The sequence below is a fragment of the Streptosporangium sp. H13245 genome (assembly GCF_055690525.1).
On record NZ_JBSZKT010000039.1, the window covers coordinates 18161 to 33838 of the forward strand.

The following is a 15678-nucleotide window of genomic DNA, read 5'->3' on the forward strand; positions in this document are numbered from 1 at the left end:
ACGCGCTGCGGCGCGACCTCGGACGCCAGCTCGGCAGCCGGTTCAGCTCGGCCGTCGTGCTGTTCCACACGGCGGCGGCCGAGCGCGTCGGCCTCAACGTGACCGATTACAAGTGCGCCGAGATCCTGCTGCGCTCGGGCCCCACCCCCCCGGGCCGGCTCGCCGAGCTCACCGGCATGTCGTCGGCCGCGACCGCCCAGGTGCTCAACCGGCTGGAGAAGGCCGGTCTCGTACGCCGCGAGCCGGACACGACCGACCGGCGCCGCACGATCGTGCGCCCGGTCGAGGACGGTGTGCCGCAGCGGGAGCTGGGGCGGATCTTCGCCGGTTTCGGCGCGCGCGTCTCGGCGATCGTCGACGGTTACGACGACGAGCAACTGCGCACCCTGCTGGACTTCGTCAGCAGGACCGCCGGGATCCTTGAGGAGGAGACGATCAACCTGCGGCACGGCGACGGCGCCACGTCCTCCGCCGGTACGTCACCGTGACCGGCGGCGGGTCCGGCTGCCGAAACACCTGTTGACAGCGTGGTTCGGGAAGATCAGCCTTGTGGCGTGAATTCCGAGAGCGCGACCTTTCCGCGAACCGATCGTGAGCAGCACCACGCCCCCGTCCCGACGTCACCGGCCGGGCCGGAAGCGACGGCGAACGAGATGTCGCGGCGTACGGTCGTGGTGGAGTTCGCGGGTGCCCGGGGTGGGGTGGCCCCGCTCACCTGGGGGCAGGCGTCGATCTGGCGGCTGACCACCTGGCGGGGTGACGATGATCCCTATTTCAACATGCCCTGGGTGTTGCCGGTGTACGGCAGGCGTGATCTTGATGGGGTGCTGGGTGCGGTGCGGCGGTTGTTCGAGCGGCATGAGTCGTTGCGGACGAATTTCCGGCCGGGTGCGGGGGGCATGGTGCAGCACGTGGCGCGTTCGGGGCGGTTGACGGTCGAGGTCGTGGAAGCGGGTGGGCGGGGGCCGATGGCGTTCGCCCGGGAGGTGGCGGTGGGGCTGGCGGCCGCGGTGTTCGATTACGCGGGTGAGGTGCCGGTGCGGTGTGCGGTGGTGTTGGTGGGGGGTCGGCCGAGGGCGGTGGCGTTCGGGGTGTCGCATCTGGCGGCCGATGGGGGGGCGCTGGATCTTCTGGCGGCTGACTGGCGTGCCCTGCTGGCGGGGACCGAGGGCCCTGATCCGGTGTGGCAGCCGATGGATCAGGCCGTGTTCGAGAGGGAGGGGGAAGGGGTTGAGCGGGGGGAGCGGGCGTTTCGGCACTGGCGGGGCGTGCTGGAGGAGGCGCCGCGGTCGATGTTCGACTACCCGCCTTGCCTGGCTGAGGAGCCGAGGTTCATCCGGATCAGGATGGAGTCGGTCGCTTTAGGGCTCGCGGCGGAGGTGTTGGCGGCGCGGTGGAGGGTGAGTTCGGCGAGTGTGCTGACCACGGCGGGTGCGGTGTTGTTGTCGGTGTTGACGGGGCATCGGCGGGTGGTGATGCAGCTGATCGCGGCCAATCGCCACGATCGGCGGATCGGGGGGCTGGTGGGCCCGGCCGCGCAGGACGGGATCTTCATGCTGGAGTTACCCGAGGGGACGTTGGCCGAGGTCACCCGTCTGGGACACCGTCAGGCGCTGACCGCCTACCGCCACGCGCTCTACGAGCCGCTGAGGCTGATGGCGATGCGCGAGGAGCTTGGCCGCGAGCGGGGCGGGCCCATCGACCTGTCGGCCTACTTCAACGACACGCGGGGTGGCGGCGACTGGCCCGACCTGCCCGCGGTGGAGCCCCCGGGGGATCCCGCCGCGATCGCCGCCCTCGTCGAGCGGACCACGTTCTCCCCGGCCGGAGCCTGGGAGCACGTGGACGCCACCACCGTCCAGTTCATCACCGGCCAGGCCAGGGACGCCTGCGAACTCCACCTGCTGGCCGACACCGCCTACCTGCCCCGGCCCACGGTCCACGCGCTGCTAAGGGGGATGGAGACCCTGCTGGTACGCGCCGTGGCCGAGGAGGTCCCCCTCGACACGGTCGCCGAGCTGTGTGGCATCACCCCGGTCGAACGTCCTCCCAGTTGGGAACGTTCCCGGCCCGGCGGGTGAGCCGAGGGTCCCTCCGAGCCTGAGGGGCCGGGTTTCGCGTCTCGGGGGGACCTACGGCCCCTCGTCACGCGGAGGTCTCCCTGAGGTCGAGCACGAACGCGAACGGGTCGGGGTATCCGGCCCAGACATCGGACCCGGCCAGCGTTTCTGCCTCGGTGAGCAGGCAGGAGTCCAGCAGCCGGTGGATGCGGTCGCGGTCCAGGTCGGGGCCGGTGAAGACGAGGTGCTGGACGCGGTCGCCCAGCGGGGCGGACCAGTCGAGGGTGGCCGCCATGCGCCGGGCGGGGCTCTCCATCTCCCAGGCGGCCTCGGGCAGGGTGACCAGCCAGGGCCCGGCGTCCTCGACGCTGACGACGCCCGCCACGGCGTCCCAGGCGAGCAGGCGCTCGTGCCGGGTGGCCAGCCAGAACCGGCCGCGGCTGCGGACGGTCTCGGTGACCAGCTCGTCGACGGCGTCGAACAGCCGCTGCGGGTGCAGGGGGCGCAGCCGGTGCCAGACCACGGTGGAGATCTCGCCAGTCCGCGCGTCGCAGGGCAGCTGGGCGGTCGCCGGGTCGACGCGGGCCCCGAGCATCTCCACGTCGATCCCCGCGCCGGTGAGCGGCGGCAGGGCCAGGCCGGTCACGTCGGCCGGTGTCGTGGGGGCGAGGTGACCGAGCACGGCCAGGGCGAGCTCGACGTCCTCCTCGTCCTCACCGGACACGACGATGCGGGTGGCGTACTCGATCTGGCGGACGAGCACCTCGGCCAGGTGGCGCGCGTCGCCGGCCGCCGCGTGTTTGCCGTGGACGGCCAGGGTCTCGCCGCAGCAGATGTCCTCGGTCGCGCGTGCCGCGTCCAGCGCGGTCAGCACGCCGGTCAGCCGCAGGACGCCCGCCGTGTCCTCGTGCCAGGCGATGGCCTCGGCGACGGTCCTGGGCTCGACCGAGTCCCACGGCTCCACGATGAGCAGCGGCGCCGAGCCCGCCCGCGCGAGGAGCTCGGGGACGAGGTCCTCGCGCACGGTGCAGGTGACGCAGCCGTGCGCGAGCCGTATCTCCCGCAGATCCAGCGTCCCCGACGCGTCGCGCACGACGCGTTCCACGCGTCCGGTGCTCACCTGCCGCAGGTCGTGGTGGATCGCCACCGATCCGGGGTGCTCGGCGAGCAGGCGGTCCACCAGGGCCGAGCGCGGTTCGGGATGCAGTCCCGAGACGATGACGACGGGGACGGACATGACAGCTCCTTTCGTGGGCGGGTGGGGGCCGGTCTTCAGGGGGTGAGGAGGCCGCGCCGGTAGGCGGGGACGAGCCGGTTCGGCACCAGCAGCGGGCGCCCGTCGACGGTGATCGGGACGAGGCCGGGTGCGGTGGCCTTCCACCGCGAGCGGCGGTGACGGGTGTTGCTCCGGGAGGTCTTGCGCTTGGGGACCGCCATGTCGTGGTGCTCCTACCAGCTGGAGGTGGTGACGCCGGGCAGTTCGCCGCGGTGGGCCAGTTCGCGGAAGCGGATCCGGGAGAGCCCGAACCTGCGCAGGTGGCCGCGCGGGCGGCCGTCGGTGACGTCGCGGTTGCGCACCCGGGTCGCGCTGGCGTCGCGCGGCTGGCGGCTCAGCTCGCGGACGGCCTGGGCCCGCTCGCCGGGGGAGCCGGTGCGGATCGTCTCCTTGAGCTCGGCCCGGCGTCGCGCGTAGCGGATGACGGTGAGCCTGCGCCGCTCGTTGGCCGCGATCTTGCTTTTCTTCGCCATCAGATCCGTTCCCCCCGGGCGCGGATGCGGGCCACGGCGGCCTCGATGCCGATCTTGTCGATCGTCTTGACGGCTCTGGCGCTGAGCGTCAGCCGGACGAACCGGTTCTCGGCGGGCAGCCAGTAGCGCCGGGACTGGATGTTGGGGTCCCATCGGCGGCGGGTGCGCCGGTGGGAGTGGGAGACGTTGTTGCCGAACACCGGGCCGGTGCCGGTGAGCTGACAGTGGGCGGACATGCGCTCTCCTTCGGGGAGCGGGGGTACGAGTGATGCAATGATAGCGATAATCGTTTTCATTTGCGAAGGCGGGGACCACCGCGGCCGGAAAACCAGTTGTCATCGGCGCCGTTCCCCTGCAAGATCAGGTCCTCATGAGCCGCCCTGTCATTTCCGAGATCCCGACCGGCCCCGTCCCCGTCCCCGACGTCGTCACAGCGCTCGCCGCCGGTGACACCATCACCCCTGTGTGGCGCAACGAGCTGGGCGGCCTGACGTTCCGCCTCGAAGACGGGCGCGGCGGCACCAGATACGCCAAATGGGTCGCCACCGGCACCCCGGAGATCGACCTCCCTGCGGAGGCGGAGCGCCTGGTCTGGGCGCGGCAGTGGGTGACCGTCCCGCGGGTCATCGAGCACGGTACGGACGCCGACGGCGCGTGGCTGGTCACGGAGGAGGTCCCCGGCCTCTCGGCGGAGGATTCCCGGTGGAGCGCCGACCCGGCGACCGCGGCGGCGGCGATCGGTCAGGGGCTGCGCCTGCTCCACGACGCCCTGCCCGTCGACCTGTGCCCGTACGACTGGAGTGTCGAGCGGCGGCTCGCGCGTGCCGACGAGCGCATCGCCGACGGCGAGGGACCGGCCGACTGGTCCCCCGAGCACCGGCACCTGCGACTCGCGGAGGCGAGGGCGCGCATCGGCGAGCCGCCCGCCGTCGACCGCCTCGTCGTCTGCCACGGGGACGCGTGCGCCCCCAACACCCTGGTGCACGACGACGGCACGTTCGCCGCGCACGTCGACCTGGGGTCCCTCGGGGTGGCCGACCGGTGGGCGGACCTCGCGGTCGCGGCGTGGAGCACGGAGTGGAACTACGGCCCCGGCTACGACGGCGTCGTGTACGACGCGTACGGCATCGCCCCGGATCCGGAGCGCATCGCCTACTACCGCCTGCTCTGGGACCTGGCGTAACCGTCCGCCCTCCCGGCCGGGCCCGAAGGGGAGTTTTCCCAGGAAAAGGGCGGACTCTCACGGGTCGAGGACGGCCTTGCCGGAGACGCGGCGGGCGAGCAACGCCTCGGCCGCTTCCGAGGCCCTGTCCCACGGGCCTCGGAAGCCGATCTGCGTGTCCAGCTCTGCCCTTCGCGGCGACTCCACGAGGTGGGCCAGGCCGTCGCCGAGCGGGGTGGAGAGGTTGAAGGTCTCCAGGCGGCCCCGGTCGACACGGGTGCGCGCCTCCTTGAGGTCGATCAGCGTCGGCTCGCGCGAGGCCATGCCGATCGCCTGGACGACGCCGCCGTCCTCCAGTACGGGTTGCCGGGCGGGTTCGCCCCCCACAGATCGTCCGCGAGCCGGTCGGCCGACACCGGGCGGCCCTCGTGGACCAGCAGGTCGGCGAGGAGCGCGCGGACCTTCGGCCCGGGGATCCGCACGGGGCGCCCGTCGGCGCCCCACACGGAAAGTGGGCCCGGGACTCCGAACCTCACCGGGTCACGCTACCTCCGGCCGCCCCCCGGCCGATCGCGTACGGTCCCGGCGGGCCGCTCAGCCGGACGGCGGCTCGAATCCGCCGGTCAGGACGGGACGTTTGGGGAGGACCCCGTCGCCCGAGGAACGGCCCGTCAGGCGGCGGTGCAGCCAGGGGGCGAGGTGCGCCGAGGCCCAGCGGAGGTCGGCGAGCGGCGCCCGCCTGCTCCCCGGACGGCTGGGAGGGGGCGGGGGAGGGGTGGCGGCGCGGCCGAGCACGGCCAGGACCTGGTCGGCGACCCGGCGGTGGCCCAGCGGGCTGAGATGCAGGCGATCGGTGCTCCACAGTTCGTGGTCGTCGAACGCCCGGTCGCCGAACAGGTCGACCAGGTAGGCCCCGTGCCGCTCGGCCACCTCCGTGACCAGGTCGTTCATCGCGACGATGCGGGGCCGCAGCAGCCGGGGCAGCGGGAGCCTGACGCTCATGTCGGGGAAGCGGAAGAGCAGCACGTCCGCGCCCGACGCGCGCAGCCGGGCGACCATCCGGTCGAAGCGGTCGCGCATCACGGTCATGTCGAAGCCGCGCCACAGCGCGTCGTTGCCGCCCGCGGCGACGCTGACGAGTGACGGGCCCATCGCGATCGCCGCCTCGACCTGCCGGGTGACGACGTCGTCGAACCTGCGCCCCCGTACGGCCAGGTTCGCATAGCCGAAACCCGGTGAGCCAAAGCCCTGCGGGCCGGAGCCCGGTGAATCAGAGCCCTGTGTACCGGAGCCTCGTGGATCGAGGTCCGCTGTCATGAGGTTCGCTGCCACGAGGTCCGCCCATCCGCGGAACGTGCCGTCGGGAAGCGGGTCGCCGACCCCCTCGGTGAAGCTGTCGCCGAGCGCGACGAAGCCCGTCACGGCGTCCACCGGGGGTCACGTCCGAGGTGGGCAGCCAGCCGCTGGTAGACCGGCGCGTCGCCGGGGATCTCGACCGGGTGGCCGAACACCTGCCCCGGCCCACGGCTCAGCGGCATGGAGAGCACCATCTCCAGCGCGGCCTCGGCCAGGTCCGGGGCCAGGTCGCCGGGCATCCCGAGGGCGCGGGCCACGTCCCAGCCGTGTACGACGCCGTCGACGAAGTGCATGGAGACGGCGAACACGCCGGGCAGGACGCCGAACTCGCGTACCTCCACCCGCCGGTCGAGCAGGCCCTCCGCGGCGAACGCCTCGTTCACCAGGGTGACGGACCGCCGGAAGTCCTCGGAGGGGTCCGCGCCGAGCACGCCGCCGTCCCACCCGGAGCGGCCGGGAGAGGCGCCGCCCGCGGCGGCGGCGAAACCGAGATTCTCCGAGACCTGGTGGCGGATCAGCCCGTACAGGGTCCAGTCGGCGCACGGCGTGGGCCGCCTGAGGTCGGCGGGGGTGACGGCGGAGATGACCTTCCCCAGGGCGTCGCTCGCCCGCCGGTCGAGTTCGAGAATGTCCATGCGGCCCACCCTAGGAGCGGGAGCGGCCCTGTCCCAGGGCCAGAAACGGCCGAACCGATTGGGCCACTCTAGACTTGCTCCCGTGCATGTGAGCCTGGAGGGACGCACCGACCTGGCGGGTCAGATCTACCAGCAGATCCGCGCCGCCATCCTCGACGGGCGGCTGCGGCACGGTGAGCCGCTGCCCGCCACCCGCGAGCTGGCGAGGGATCTCCTGGTCTCACGAAACACCGTGAGCGCCGCCTACGACCGGCTGGCCGCCGAGGGCTTCGTCGAGGGCCGGGTCGGCGTCGGCACCTTCGTCCGCGCCGACGCCCTGCCGCCCGCGAGCCCCCGGACCGGCCGAGGCCGGCTCCGGCCGCGCGCCGTCTGGCAGGGGATCCCCGTGCCGCGCGGCCTGGACCGGCGGCCCCGCTACGACTTCCGCCCCGGCCTGCCCGACGTCCGGATGTTCCCCTACGAGGCGTGGCGCCGGCTGGTCTCCCGGGAGCTGCGGAGCTCGGCCGTGGGCAGCGGCATGTACGGCGACCCGCTCGGCCACGCCGGGCTGCGCGCGGCCATCGCCAGGCACGTCGGCGTCTCCCGCGCGGTGCTCGCCGATCCCGGCGCCATCGTCGTCACCTCGGGCGCGCAGCAGGCGCTCGACCTGATCGGCCGGGTGCTGCTCGGCCCCGGTGACCGGGTGGCGGTCGAGGACCCCGGCTACCCGCCGCCGAGGCGGTTGTTCGAGTCGATGGGCCTGCGGGTCACGCCGGTCCCCGTCGACGGCGAGGGCCTGGTGGTGGACGCGCTGCCCGCCGACGCCCGCGCGGTCTACGTCACCCCCTCCCACCAGTTCCCGCTGGGCATGCCGATGTCGCTGGCCCGTCGGATGGCGCTGCTGGCCTGGGCCGAGGAGCGCGGGGCCGCCGTGATCGAGGACGACTACGACAGCGAGTTCAGGTACGGCGGGCGGCCCATCGAGCCGCTGCAGAACCTGGACAGGTCCGGGCGGGTGCTCTACGTCGGCTCGTTCTCCAAGGTCATGCTGCCGACGTTGCGGCTCGGCTTCCTCGTCGCGCCGCCCGCGCTGCTGCCCGCCCTCGGCGCGGCCAAGTACGTCACCGACTGGCACACCCCGCTCCCCGGCCAGGCGGCGCTGGCCGGTTTCATCGACGAGGGGCTGCTGGCCCGGCACGTCCGCAGGATGCGGACCGAGTACGAGGCCCGCCACCGGCGCGTCGTCCAGCGCCTGGCCGGTCCGCTGGACCTGGTCGCCTCCGCCGCCGGGCTGCACACCAGCGGTTTCCTGCCGCCCGGCTCGCCCGACGTCGCCCGCCGGGCCCGCGACGCCGGGATCGGCCTGATGGCCCTGTCGGACTTCGCGGTACGCCCGTCCCGTCCCGGCCTGGTCGTCGGCTACGGCGCCATCTCCCTCGACCGGATCGACGACGGGCTCACCCGGCTTCTGTCGGTCATGGGCGCCGGGGAGGCGTGAGGCCGCGTGACCAAAGCCGGTGTCGTCCCGCGCCGTTCCAGATGTAGATCTTTCCCTCCGGGCGGATCGTCACGGCGTCGTACGCGGTTGGGCGGTGCCGGGCGCGGAATGATGGTCGGTGAGTTTCGCCGGACCGTCGACGGGAGCCATGGATGCGAATCGGTGTTGTCTTTCCCCAGACCGAGATCGGCGCGGACGCGGGCGCGGTGCGCGCCTACGCGCAGGGGGCCGAGGAGCTGGGGTTTCGGCACCTGGTGGCCTACGACCATGTCGTCGGCGCCGACCCGGAGGTCCACCGGGGCTGGAAGGGCTTCTACGACGTGGAGTCCACGTTCCACGAGCCGATGGTCCTGTTCGGGTATCTCGCCGCGCTGACCTCGCTGGAGCTGGTCACCGCGATCGTCATCCTGCCCCAGCGGCAGACGGTCCTGGTGGCCAAGCAGGCGGCGGAGGTCGACCTGCTCAGCGGCGGGCGGCTGCGGCTGGGCGTGGGGCTGGGGTGGAACCAGGTCGAGTACGAGGCGCTCGGCCAGGACTTCGGCACCCGGGGCAGGCGCGTCGGGGAGCAGGTGGAGCTGATGCGCCGGTTGTGGACCGAGCGGTCGGTCACCTTCGAGGGCGTCTACGACCGGGTGACGGGGGCCGGGCTCGCGCCGCTGCCGGTGCAGCGGCCGATCCCCGTCTGGTTCGGCGCCCAGTCGCCCCCGGCCTACCGGCGTATCGGGCGGCTGGCCGACGGCTGGTTCCCGCAGGTGCTCCCCGGCCCGCAGCTGGACGAGGCCAGGGCGATCATCGAGGAGGCCGCCGTACAGGCGGGACGCGACCCCTCCGCGCTCGGCATGGAAGGCCGGGTGAGCTGGACGGGCGACGCGGAGGGTATGGCCGACCTGGCCCGCCGGTGGCGGCAGGCCGGTGCCACCCACCTCGCGGTCAACACCATGAAGGCGGGGCTGGGCTCGGTCGACGAACACCTGGGCGCGCTGGAGCGCGCGGCCGAGGCGCTCGAACCACGGAAAGACTAGCCAGCTCCCCTGCCAGCCCTCTCAGCGCGGAGAGATCCCGCCGAGTTTCAGCGCGGTGGGATCCTGCCGAGACCGGCGACGACCTCGAACGCGTGCTCGGGGAACGGGTCGCCGTCGGCGGGGCGCCAGTCCGCCGCCAGGACGATCCCGGGTTCGAGGAGCTCGAACCCCTCGAACAGTTCGCCGACCTCGCGCATGGTGCGAAGCTGCACCGGGTTGCGGGTCTGCCCGTACACCGCCAGCCCGGCGGACGCCTCGTCCTCCGGCATCGTGTCGGAGCAGGCGTGGGTCAGCCCCAGGTAGCTGCCCGGCGCGAGGGCGTCACGCAGCCGGGCCATGAGGTCGCGCGCGGTGTCCCCGTCGCCTCCGTCGCCGACGAAGTGCCATACCGCGACCGTGAACACGCCGATCGGCCTGGTGAAGTCGAGCGTGGCCCGTACCCGGGGGTGGTCGAGGATCTCCTGCGGGCGGCGCAGGTCCCCGTGGACCGTCAGCACGCCGGAGTGGTCCACCGTCGACTGGTTGTGGGTGACGACCGTCAGGTCGTTGTCGACGTACACGACGCGGGAGTCCGGGTGGATCCCCCGCACGACCTGGTGGAGGTTCGGGGGCGTGGGCAGGCCGCAGCCGATGTCCAGGAACTGGTGGATACCGGCCTCCGCCATCGCCCTGGCGGAGCGCAGCAGGAACCCTCGGTTGGCCCGGCAGGCGTCGGGGACCGTCGGGAACTGGGCCACCAGCATCTTGACGGCCTCCCGGTCCGCCGCGAAGTTCTCCTCGCCGCCGAGCATGACGTCGTACATACGGGCCGCGCTCGCCTGCGACGCGTCACTGGGATGGGTCACTGGATACCTTCCTGCGGGGGTGTGCCGTCGTCCATTACGTGAATGCGGTCACAGATCCTCATGAGGAGCGCCGTCGTGTCGCCGCGCTCGCAGGCCGCGATCGAGAGCCGGTCGAACGTGATGGCGTGCTCCTCCCGCAGCGGCCGTTCGGCGACCTCGTCCCTCTCGCCGTGCACGGCGATCATCTGAGGGCGGCTGTGACCGCCGCGAAAGATCGTGAAAGGCCCGTATCCGGGCATGAACTGTGAGCCCATCGGGTTCACCTGGATGCTGACGCCCTTCATCTGGGCGGAGGCGGTCAGCGCGATGAGCTGGCGGATGTGCGCGTCGACCCCCGCGATCGGCCGCCACAGCACCGGCTCCTCGATCACGGCCCACAGCACGGGCCGGTCGTCCCCGGCGAGCACCTTCTGGCGGCGCAATAGCTGCTCCACACTTCTCTCGACGTGCAGGGGCGGGGCCGGGTAGCGGCTCATCCGGTAGGCCGCCGCCGCGTACTCCGGGGTCTGCAGGAGCGGCGGGATGACGAACGGCTGGTAGGTGCGGATGAGGTCGGCGGTCTGTTCCAGGCGCATCACCACCGCCGCGTCCAGCGGGAGTTCCTTGCTGTCCCACCAGCCCGGCTTGCGCTCGCCGAACGCCACCGACAGCAGCATCTCCTGCTGGTACGGGTCGGTGACCCCGTACAGGGTGAAGAGGTCGCGCAGGTCGTCCCTGCGGAAGCCCCGCTGCCCGGTCTCCATCCGGCTGATCTTCGACTCGCTGGCGCGGATGGCCTTGCCGGCCTCGGCGGCGGTCAGGTTGCACTGCAGCCGCAGCTGCCGGAGCCGGGCGCCGACGATCTGGCGCGCTATGTCGCCGGCCTCCGCCTGAGCGTTCACGTCCCCCCCGAGCATCTCCCGGGCATCTCCGCCTGCCGGACCATCCGTGGGATCCGCGCCCGTCCTCGACTTGCCATGGCAAGATCACCTAGAAAGTAAAATTGAGGCTATTGCTTATTTTCTTCCACTGTCTAGGGAATGCGGATAGCGGCCCGTGAAATTTCAAGATCACAAAACTTGCGGGAGGTCCGGCCGGTCAAGGCCCGCCCCGCGCCCCCCGGGCGGACCGGTGCGCCGGCCGTGTCCGCGAGGGCGTCGGCCGGATGCCCACCTCGGGCCGCCTCCCCGGAGGTGCGGGCCGCTACCGCCTCCTCGCCGCCCTGGCGCGGGCGCGCACGATGGAACGCGCCGTCAGCAGGGCGGCGACGAGGACGAGCTGACCGCCCAGGACGATGCGGTTGACGTCCACCACGGGGTGCCAGCGGACCTCGGAGTCCTTGACGACGAACACCCCGGTAGCGGTGACGCCGAAGCCGAGCCCGCCTCCCGTCCCCTCCGAGGGGCGGTCGCCCTCCTGCTTTCCGGCGCCGCCACCGCCGCCACCGACGACCCTGGCCACGGGGATGATCGTCATGCCGTCCCGGACGATGGGCTCGCCGAAGACCCGCCTGATCGAGACGGCGTCCTTCGCCTGTTCGAGCATTTCCATGATCTTCAACGCGGCTGTCCTTCCGGTGGGCGCTGTCCCTTCCATGATCGTGCGGGACGCGGTGCCGGGAAAGGGCCGCCTCCGTTCGGAAAGCACGGACGGCGGGTCCTTCCTGCGGGCCGCCCGCGACGACCGCTCCCTCGTTTGACCTTCGCGGACGGGGTAAGGGAGACGTCGCCGCAGCTCAGGCGATCGAGGGGGCGAAATGACCACATTCGGATATTTCCTGTCGAGCGAGGAACACGGCCCGGCGGAACTCGTACGGCAGGCCAAACTCGCCGAGCGGGCGGGCTTCGAGGGCCTGTGGATATCCGACCACTTCCATCCGTGGCTGGACGCGCAGGGCCAGAGCCCGTTCGTCTGGTCGGTGATCGGGGCGGTGGCCGAGGCGACCTCGCTGCCCATCACCACCGCCGTCACCTGCCCGCTGGTCCGCACCCACCCGGCGATCATCGCGCAGGCCGCCGCCACCAGCGCGGCGCTGTCCGGTGGCCGGTTCCGGCTCGGCGTCGGCACCGGTGAGGCGCTCAACGAGCACATCGTCGACTCGCGCTGGCCCCCGGCCTCCGAGCGGCTGGAGATGCTCGAAGAGGCGGTCGAGCTCATGCGGAAGCTGTGGAGCGGGAAGCTGGTGACCCACCGGGGAGAGCACTACCGCGTCGACACCGCCCGCCTCTACACCCTTCCCGACGAGCCGCCGCCCGTCTACATGTCCGCCTTCGGGGACAAGGCCGTGCGGCTGGCCGGGCGCATCGCCGACGGCTACATCTGCACCGCCCCGGACGCCGAGCTGGTGGAGAAATTCCACAAGTCCGGCGGCGCGGGCAAGCCCTCCCAGGGCGGCCTGAAGGTCTGTTACGCCGCCGACGAGGACACCGGCCGCAGGACCGCGCACCGGATCTGGCCGACCCAGGGCATCAAGGGCGAGGCTTCGCAGCTGCTGCCGCTGCCCCGCCACTTCGAGGAACTCGCCGAGATGGTCACCGAGGACGAGATCGCCGCTCCCTGCGGCCCCGATCCCGAGGTGCACGTCAAGGCGATCAAGGAGTACACGGACGCGGGCTTCGACGAGGTCTACGTCAGCCAGATCGGCCAGGAGCAGGACGCCTTCTTCGACTTCTACGCCAAAGAGGTCCTGCCCCGCCTGCGCTGACATTTCCCCGCGTGGCCACCCACCGGCCGCCTCCGGACCGGGCGCCGCACGGTTACGAGATCTTCCAGAGGTCCTCCTCACCCCTTGAACCACCGCATATGTCGTAAAAAGGAGAAAAATGGACGCGATCGTTCTGCTGAAGGACGACCACAAGACCGTCGAGAAGCTGTTCAAGGAGTTCGAGGGCGCGGGGGAGCGGGCGTACAAGAAGAAGCGGGACCTCGTCGACCAGATCATCGAGGAGCTCACCGCCCACGCCCACATCGAGGAGCAGATCTTCTACCCGGCCGCCCGCGAGAGCGTGCCCGAGACCTCCGGCCACGTTCTGGAGAGCGTCGAGGAGCACCACGTGGTGGTCTGGATGCTCTCCGAGCTGGTCGGGCTCGACCCCCAGGACGAGCGGTTCGACGCCAAGGTCACGGTGCTGATCGAGAACGTCCGTCACCACGTCAAGGAGGAGGAAGAGGAGTGGTTCCCGAAGGTGCGGGAGGCCATGGGGCGCAAGAGGCTCCAGGAGATCGGTGAGGAGATGGAGAAGGCCAGGGCCGGGGCGCCCAGGGACCCGCTCGCCCTGAGCAGCGCCCGCGCCTGACCTTCGCCGCCCTCGTACGATCCGCTCGTGCGGCATCCGCTCGTGCGGCATCCGCTCGTACGGCGCCCGGGAGGACGCGGCGCTCCGGAGACAGGGTTCTCGCACCGGCGTCGAAGGGCACCGGCGCCGAAGGGCCCCAGGGCTGAAGGGCACCGGGGCCGTCGCGGCCCCGGGAGCCCCGCGTACGCACAGGCCCCGGCCCCCCGAGAGGGGGACCGGGGCCCGCGTGTGCCGGGTCTGTCCCGCTGTCAGGGAAGCTGTTCGGTGACGAGGAACGCGACGCCGCCCCCCTCGTCGACGTCGGCGTCCAGCGACTTGTCGTCGAGCATGTCCACGACCTGGGGGTCGAGGAAGATGCGTGCCCCTTCCGACTCCACCACCTTGTCGGCGGACTCGGGGTGTTCCGCGATCGAGAGCACGAGCGATCCGGTGCCGTCGCTCTGGGACGAGATGCGAACCCCGGTCTCGGGGGAGTCCGTCACCTGCGAGCTGAGATCCCGGATTACCTGGGCTGCCGTGTCCGTCAATGTGAGCATTGCTACTCCTTGTCGGGATCGGGACTTGGATTCTTCGCCCTTGCCCGCTCTCAACCCGCCCAACCATCCCCCGGGGTTTTCCCGCCTGGGCGGCGGCCCGCCGATCACGCGGGAGGCGCGGCGGGCGAGGTGGTTCAGGACTTCCCGCCCAGCCGCTCGACGCGCTCGGCCGCCTTGCGCGCGGCGATCAGGACGGGGTCCCACACGGGGGCGAACGGGGGAGCGTACGACAGGTCGAGCCCCGTCATCTCCTCCACCGTCATCTCGTGCCAGAGGGCGACGGCCAGGGCGTCGATGCGCTTGGCCGCGCCCTCCTGGCCGACGATCTGGGCGCCCAGCAGGCGGCCCGTCCCCCGGTCGGCGATCATCTTGATCTTCATTTTGCGGGCGCCGGGGTAGTATCCGGCGCGCGTGGTGGACTCCACGATCTCGCCGACCGGCTCGAACCCGGCCTCCACCGCCTCCGCGGTCGTCAGGCCGGTGCGCGCCACCTCGTACTCGCAGATCTTGGAGACCGCGGTGCCCACGACGCCGGGGAAGGCGGCGTACCCGCCGCCGATGTTGATGCCCGCGACGCGTCCCTGCTTGTTGGCGTGGGTGCCGAGCGCGATCGCGACCGGCCGCCGGGAGACCCGGTGGAAGGTCTCGACGCAGTCCCCGGCGGCCCAGACGCCCTCCACCGGGGTCCGCATCCGCCGGTTGGTCACGATCCCCGAGGTCTCGCCGACCGGGATGCCCGCGGCCTCGGCCAGCGCGCTGTTCGGCCGGGTGCCGAGACCGAGGACGATCAGGTCCGCGGGCAGGGTCCCGCTCTCGGTGCGGGCCCCGCGAACCCGCCCCCCGGACTCCTCGAAGCACTCGATGCGCTCGCCGAGGCGCACCTCCACCCCCAGGTCGCGCAGGGCGTCGGCGACGAGGGCGCCCATGTCCGGGTCGAGCGTGCTCATCGGCTGCTCGGCGCCGTCGACGAGCGTGACCTCCAGGCCGCGCCGTACCATCGCCTCGGCCATCTCCAGGCCGATGTAGCCCGCGCCGACCACCAGCGCCCGGCGCGGCTTCTCCTCCAGGGCCTCCAGCAGCGCGACGCCGTCGTCCAGGGTCTGCACCCCGTACACCCCCTCGGCGTCGGCGCCGGGCAGGTCGGGCCGGGCGGGTACGGCGCCGGTGGCGATCACGAGCTGGTCGAACGGCTCCCGGCTCCGGCCGCCCCGGTCGTCGCGTACGGTCACCGCGCGCCGGTCCAGGTCGATCTCGACGACCTCGCCGCGCAGCCGCAGGTCGATGGCGAACTCGTCGCGGAAGACCTCCGGGCGCCTGCTGATCAGGGACTCCACGTCGGAGACCTCCCCGCCCACGAGATAGGGGATCCCGCAGGCCGAGTAGGAGGCGTGCGAGCCCTTCTCGAAGGCGACGATCCGCAGGTCATCGGGCTCACGCCTGCGCCGGGCCTGTGAGGCCGCGCTCATCCCCGCGGCGTCGCCGCCGATCACCACCAGTCGTTCCGTCATCGTCGCATCCCCCTGTGGATCGGATCGCCGATGGTACGGCTTCCTCCCCGGGA

19 protein-coding genes are annotated in these 15678 nt (G+C 72.2%); 7 read left to right on the plus strand and 12 right to left on the minus strand.

The features are described 5' to 3' along the window. Positions 1 to 56: 56 nt before the first annotated feature. Together ACW9TB_RS33485 and ACW9TB_RS33490 are read left to right on the plus strand one after the other, a co-directional pair. The gene (locus ACW9TB_RS33485) at positions 57 to 488 is read left to right on the plus strand and encodes a MarR family winged helix-turn-helix transcriptional regulator (RefSeq protein WP_472752109.1); all 432 of its coding nucleotides are present in this window, start codon (positions 57 to 59) and stop codon (positions 486 to 488) included. Positions 489 to 653: 165 nt separating this feature from the next. Next, positions 654 to 2081 carry a condensation domain-containing protein gene (locus tag ACW9TB_RS33490; protein ID WP_472752110.1) on the plus strand — a complete coding sequence of 476 codons (1428 nt, stop codon included), beginning with the start codon at positions 654 to 656 and terminating at the stop codon, positions 2079 to 2081. A 64-nt stretch (positions 2082 to 2145) separates the two neighbouring features. Here the strand turns inward: ACW9TB_RS33490 and ACW9TB_RS33495 are convergent, their stop codons facing one another. The 4 genes from ACW9TB_RS33495 to rpmB are packed head-to-tail and all read right to left on the minus strand — an operon-like array spanning position 2146 to position 4045. Beyond that, the gene (locus ACW9TB_RS33495) at positions 2146 to 3297 is read right to left on the minus strand and encodes a CobW family GTP-binding protein (protein ID WP_472752111.1); all 1152 of its coding nucleotides are present in this window, start codon (positions 3295 to 3297) and stop codon (positions 2146 to 2148) included. Positions 3298 to 3332: 35 nt separating this feature from the next. Beyond that, positions 3333 to 3497: a 50S ribosomal protein L32 gene (rpmF, locus tag ACW9TB_RS33500; protein ID WP_472752112.1), complete on the minus strand. Its 165-nt coding sequence runs from the start codon at positions 3495 to 3497 to the stop codon at positions 3333 to 3335. Between the two features lie 12 nt (positions 3498 to 3509). Continuing rightward, positions 3510 to 3809 carry a 30S ribosomal protein S14 gene (gene rpsN / locus ACW9TB_RS33505; protein WP_472752113.1) on the minus strand — a complete coding sequence of 100 codons (300 nt, stop codon included), beginning with the start codon at positions 3807 to 3809 and terminating at the stop codon, positions 3510 to 3512. After that, the gene (rpmB, locus tag ACW9TB_RS33510; RefSeq protein WP_472752114.1) at positions 3809 to 4045 is read right to left on the minus strand and encodes a 50S ribosomal protein L28; all 237 of its coding nucleotides are present in this window, start codon (positions 4043 to 4045) and stop codon (positions 3809 to 3811) included. Before rpmB ends, rpsN begins: the two co-directional genes overlap by 1 nt. 134 nt (positions 4046 to 4179) lie before the next feature. Between rpmB and ACW9TB_RS33515 the strand changes: the two genes are divergently transcribed. Next, entirely contained in the window at positions 4180 to 4992 is an 813-nt protein-coding gene (locus ACW9TB_RS33515; RefSeq protein ID WP_472752115.1) for a phosphotransferase, read from the plus strand. A 57-nt stretch (positions 4993 to 5049) separates the two neighbouring features. Here ACW9TB_RS33515 and ACW9TB_RS33520 read toward each other — a convergent pair whose 3' ends face one another. The 3 genes from ACW9TB_RS33520 to ACW9TB_RS33530 form a co-directional block, all read right to left on the minus strand. After that, the gene (locus ACW9TB_RS33520) at positions 5050 to 5358 is read right to left on the minus strand and encodes a hypothetical protein (RefSeq protein WP_472752116.1); all 309 of its coding nucleotides are present in this window, start codon (positions 5356 to 5358) and stop codon (positions 5050 to 5052) included. A 207-nt stretch (positions 5359 to 5565) separates the two neighbouring features. After that, positions 5566 to 6402 carry an SGNH/GDSL hydrolase family protein gene (locus tag ACW9TB_RS33525; protein WP_472752117.1) on the minus strand — a complete coding sequence of 279 codons (837 nt, stop codon included), beginning with the start codon at positions 6400 to 6402 and terminating at the stop codon, positions 5566 to 5568. Continuing rightward, positions 6390 to 6962 carry a TIGR03086 family metal-binding protein gene (locus ACW9TB_RS33530; protein WP_472752118.1) on the minus strand — a complete coding sequence of 191 codons (573 nt, stop codon included), beginning with the start codon at positions 6960 to 6962 and terminating at the stop codon, positions 6390 to 6392. Before ACW9TB_RS33530 ends, ACW9TB_RS33525 begins: the two co-directional genes overlap by 13 nt. A gap of 82 nt (positions 6963 to 7044) precedes the next feature. Here ACW9TB_RS33530 and pdxR point away from each other — a divergent pair, with 82 nt between their 5' ends. Next, on the plus strand, positions 7045 to 8439 hold the full coding sequence (gene pdxR, locus ACW9TB_RS33535; RefSeq protein WP_472752119.1) for a MocR-like pyridoxine biosynthesis transcription factor PdxR: 1395 nt from the start codon (positions 7045 to 7047) through the stop codon (positions 8437 to 8439). A 152-nt stretch (positions 8440 to 8591) separates the two neighbouring features. Then, positions 8592 to 9461, plus strand: coding sequence for an LLM class F420-dependent oxidoreductase (locus ACW9TB_RS33540; RefSeq protein ID WP_472752120.1), 870 nt, complete (start codon positions 8592 to 8594; stop codon positions 9459 to 9461). Between the two features lie 47 nt (positions 9462 to 9508). On the opposite strand, the gene ACW9TB_RS33545 is transcribed toward ACW9TB_RS33540, so the two are convergent. The 3 genes from ACW9TB_RS33545 to ACW9TB_RS33555 all read right to left on the minus strand — a co-directional run bounded on the left by ACW9TB_RS33545 (position 9509) and on the right by ACW9TB_RS33555 (position 11836). Further along, complete coding sequence (locus tag ACW9TB_RS33545) at positions 9509 to 10306, minus strand: SAM-dependent methyltransferase (protein WP_472752121.1); 798 nt, start codon at positions 10304 to 10306, stop codon at positions 9509 to 9511. Next, positions 10303 to 11187, minus strand: a complete 885-nt coding sequence (locus ACW9TB_RS33550) for a helix-turn-helix domain-containing protein (RefSeq protein ID WP_472752122.1) — start codon at positions 11185 to 11187, stop codon at positions 10303 to 10305. The genes ACW9TB_RS33545 and ACW9TB_RS33550 overlap by 4 nt, the downstream gene beginning before the upstream one ends. Before the next feature lie 301 nt (positions 11188 to 11488). Then, positions 11489 to 11836, minus strand: a complete 348-nt coding sequence (locus tag ACW9TB_RS33555) for a spore germination protein GerW family protein (protein ID WP_472752167.1) — start codon at positions 11834 to 11836, stop codon at positions 11489 to 11491. Positions 11837 to 12041: 205 nt separating this feature from the next. Between ACW9TB_RS33555 and ACW9TB_RS33560 the strand changes: the two genes are divergently transcribed. Then, entirely contained in the window at positions 12042 to 12989 is a 948-nt protein-coding gene (locus tag ACW9TB_RS33560) for a TIGR03557 family F420-dependent LLM class oxidoreductase (protein WP_472752123.1), read from the plus strand. Between the two features lie 118 nt (positions 12990 to 13107). After that, positions 13108 to 13581 carry a hemerythrin domain-containing protein gene (locus ACW9TB_RS33565; RefSeq protein ID WP_472752124.1) on the plus strand — a complete coding sequence of 158 codons (474 nt, stop codon included), beginning with the start codon at positions 13108 to 13110 and terminating at the stop codon, positions 13579 to 13581. 248 nt (positions 13582 to 13829) lie between these two features. On the opposite strand, the gene ACW9TB_RS33570 is transcribed toward ACW9TB_RS33565, so the two are convergent. Both ACW9TB_RS33570 and ACW9TB_RS33575 read right to left on the minus strand, forming a co-directional pair. Then, on the minus strand, positions 13830 to 14117 hold the full coding sequence (locus tag ACW9TB_RS33570) for a Fe-S cluster assembly protein HesB (RefSeq protein ID WP_472752125.1): 288 nt from the start codon (positions 14115 to 14117) through the stop codon (positions 13830 to 13832). 134 nt (positions 14118 to 14251) lie between these two features. Further along, positions 14252 to 15625: an FAD-dependent oxidoreductase gene (locus ACW9TB_RS33575; RefSeq protein WP_472752126.1), complete on the minus strand. Its 1374-nt coding sequence runs from the start codon at positions 15623 to 15625 to the stop codon at positions 14252 to 14254. Positions 15626 to 15678: the final 53 nt, after the last annotated feature.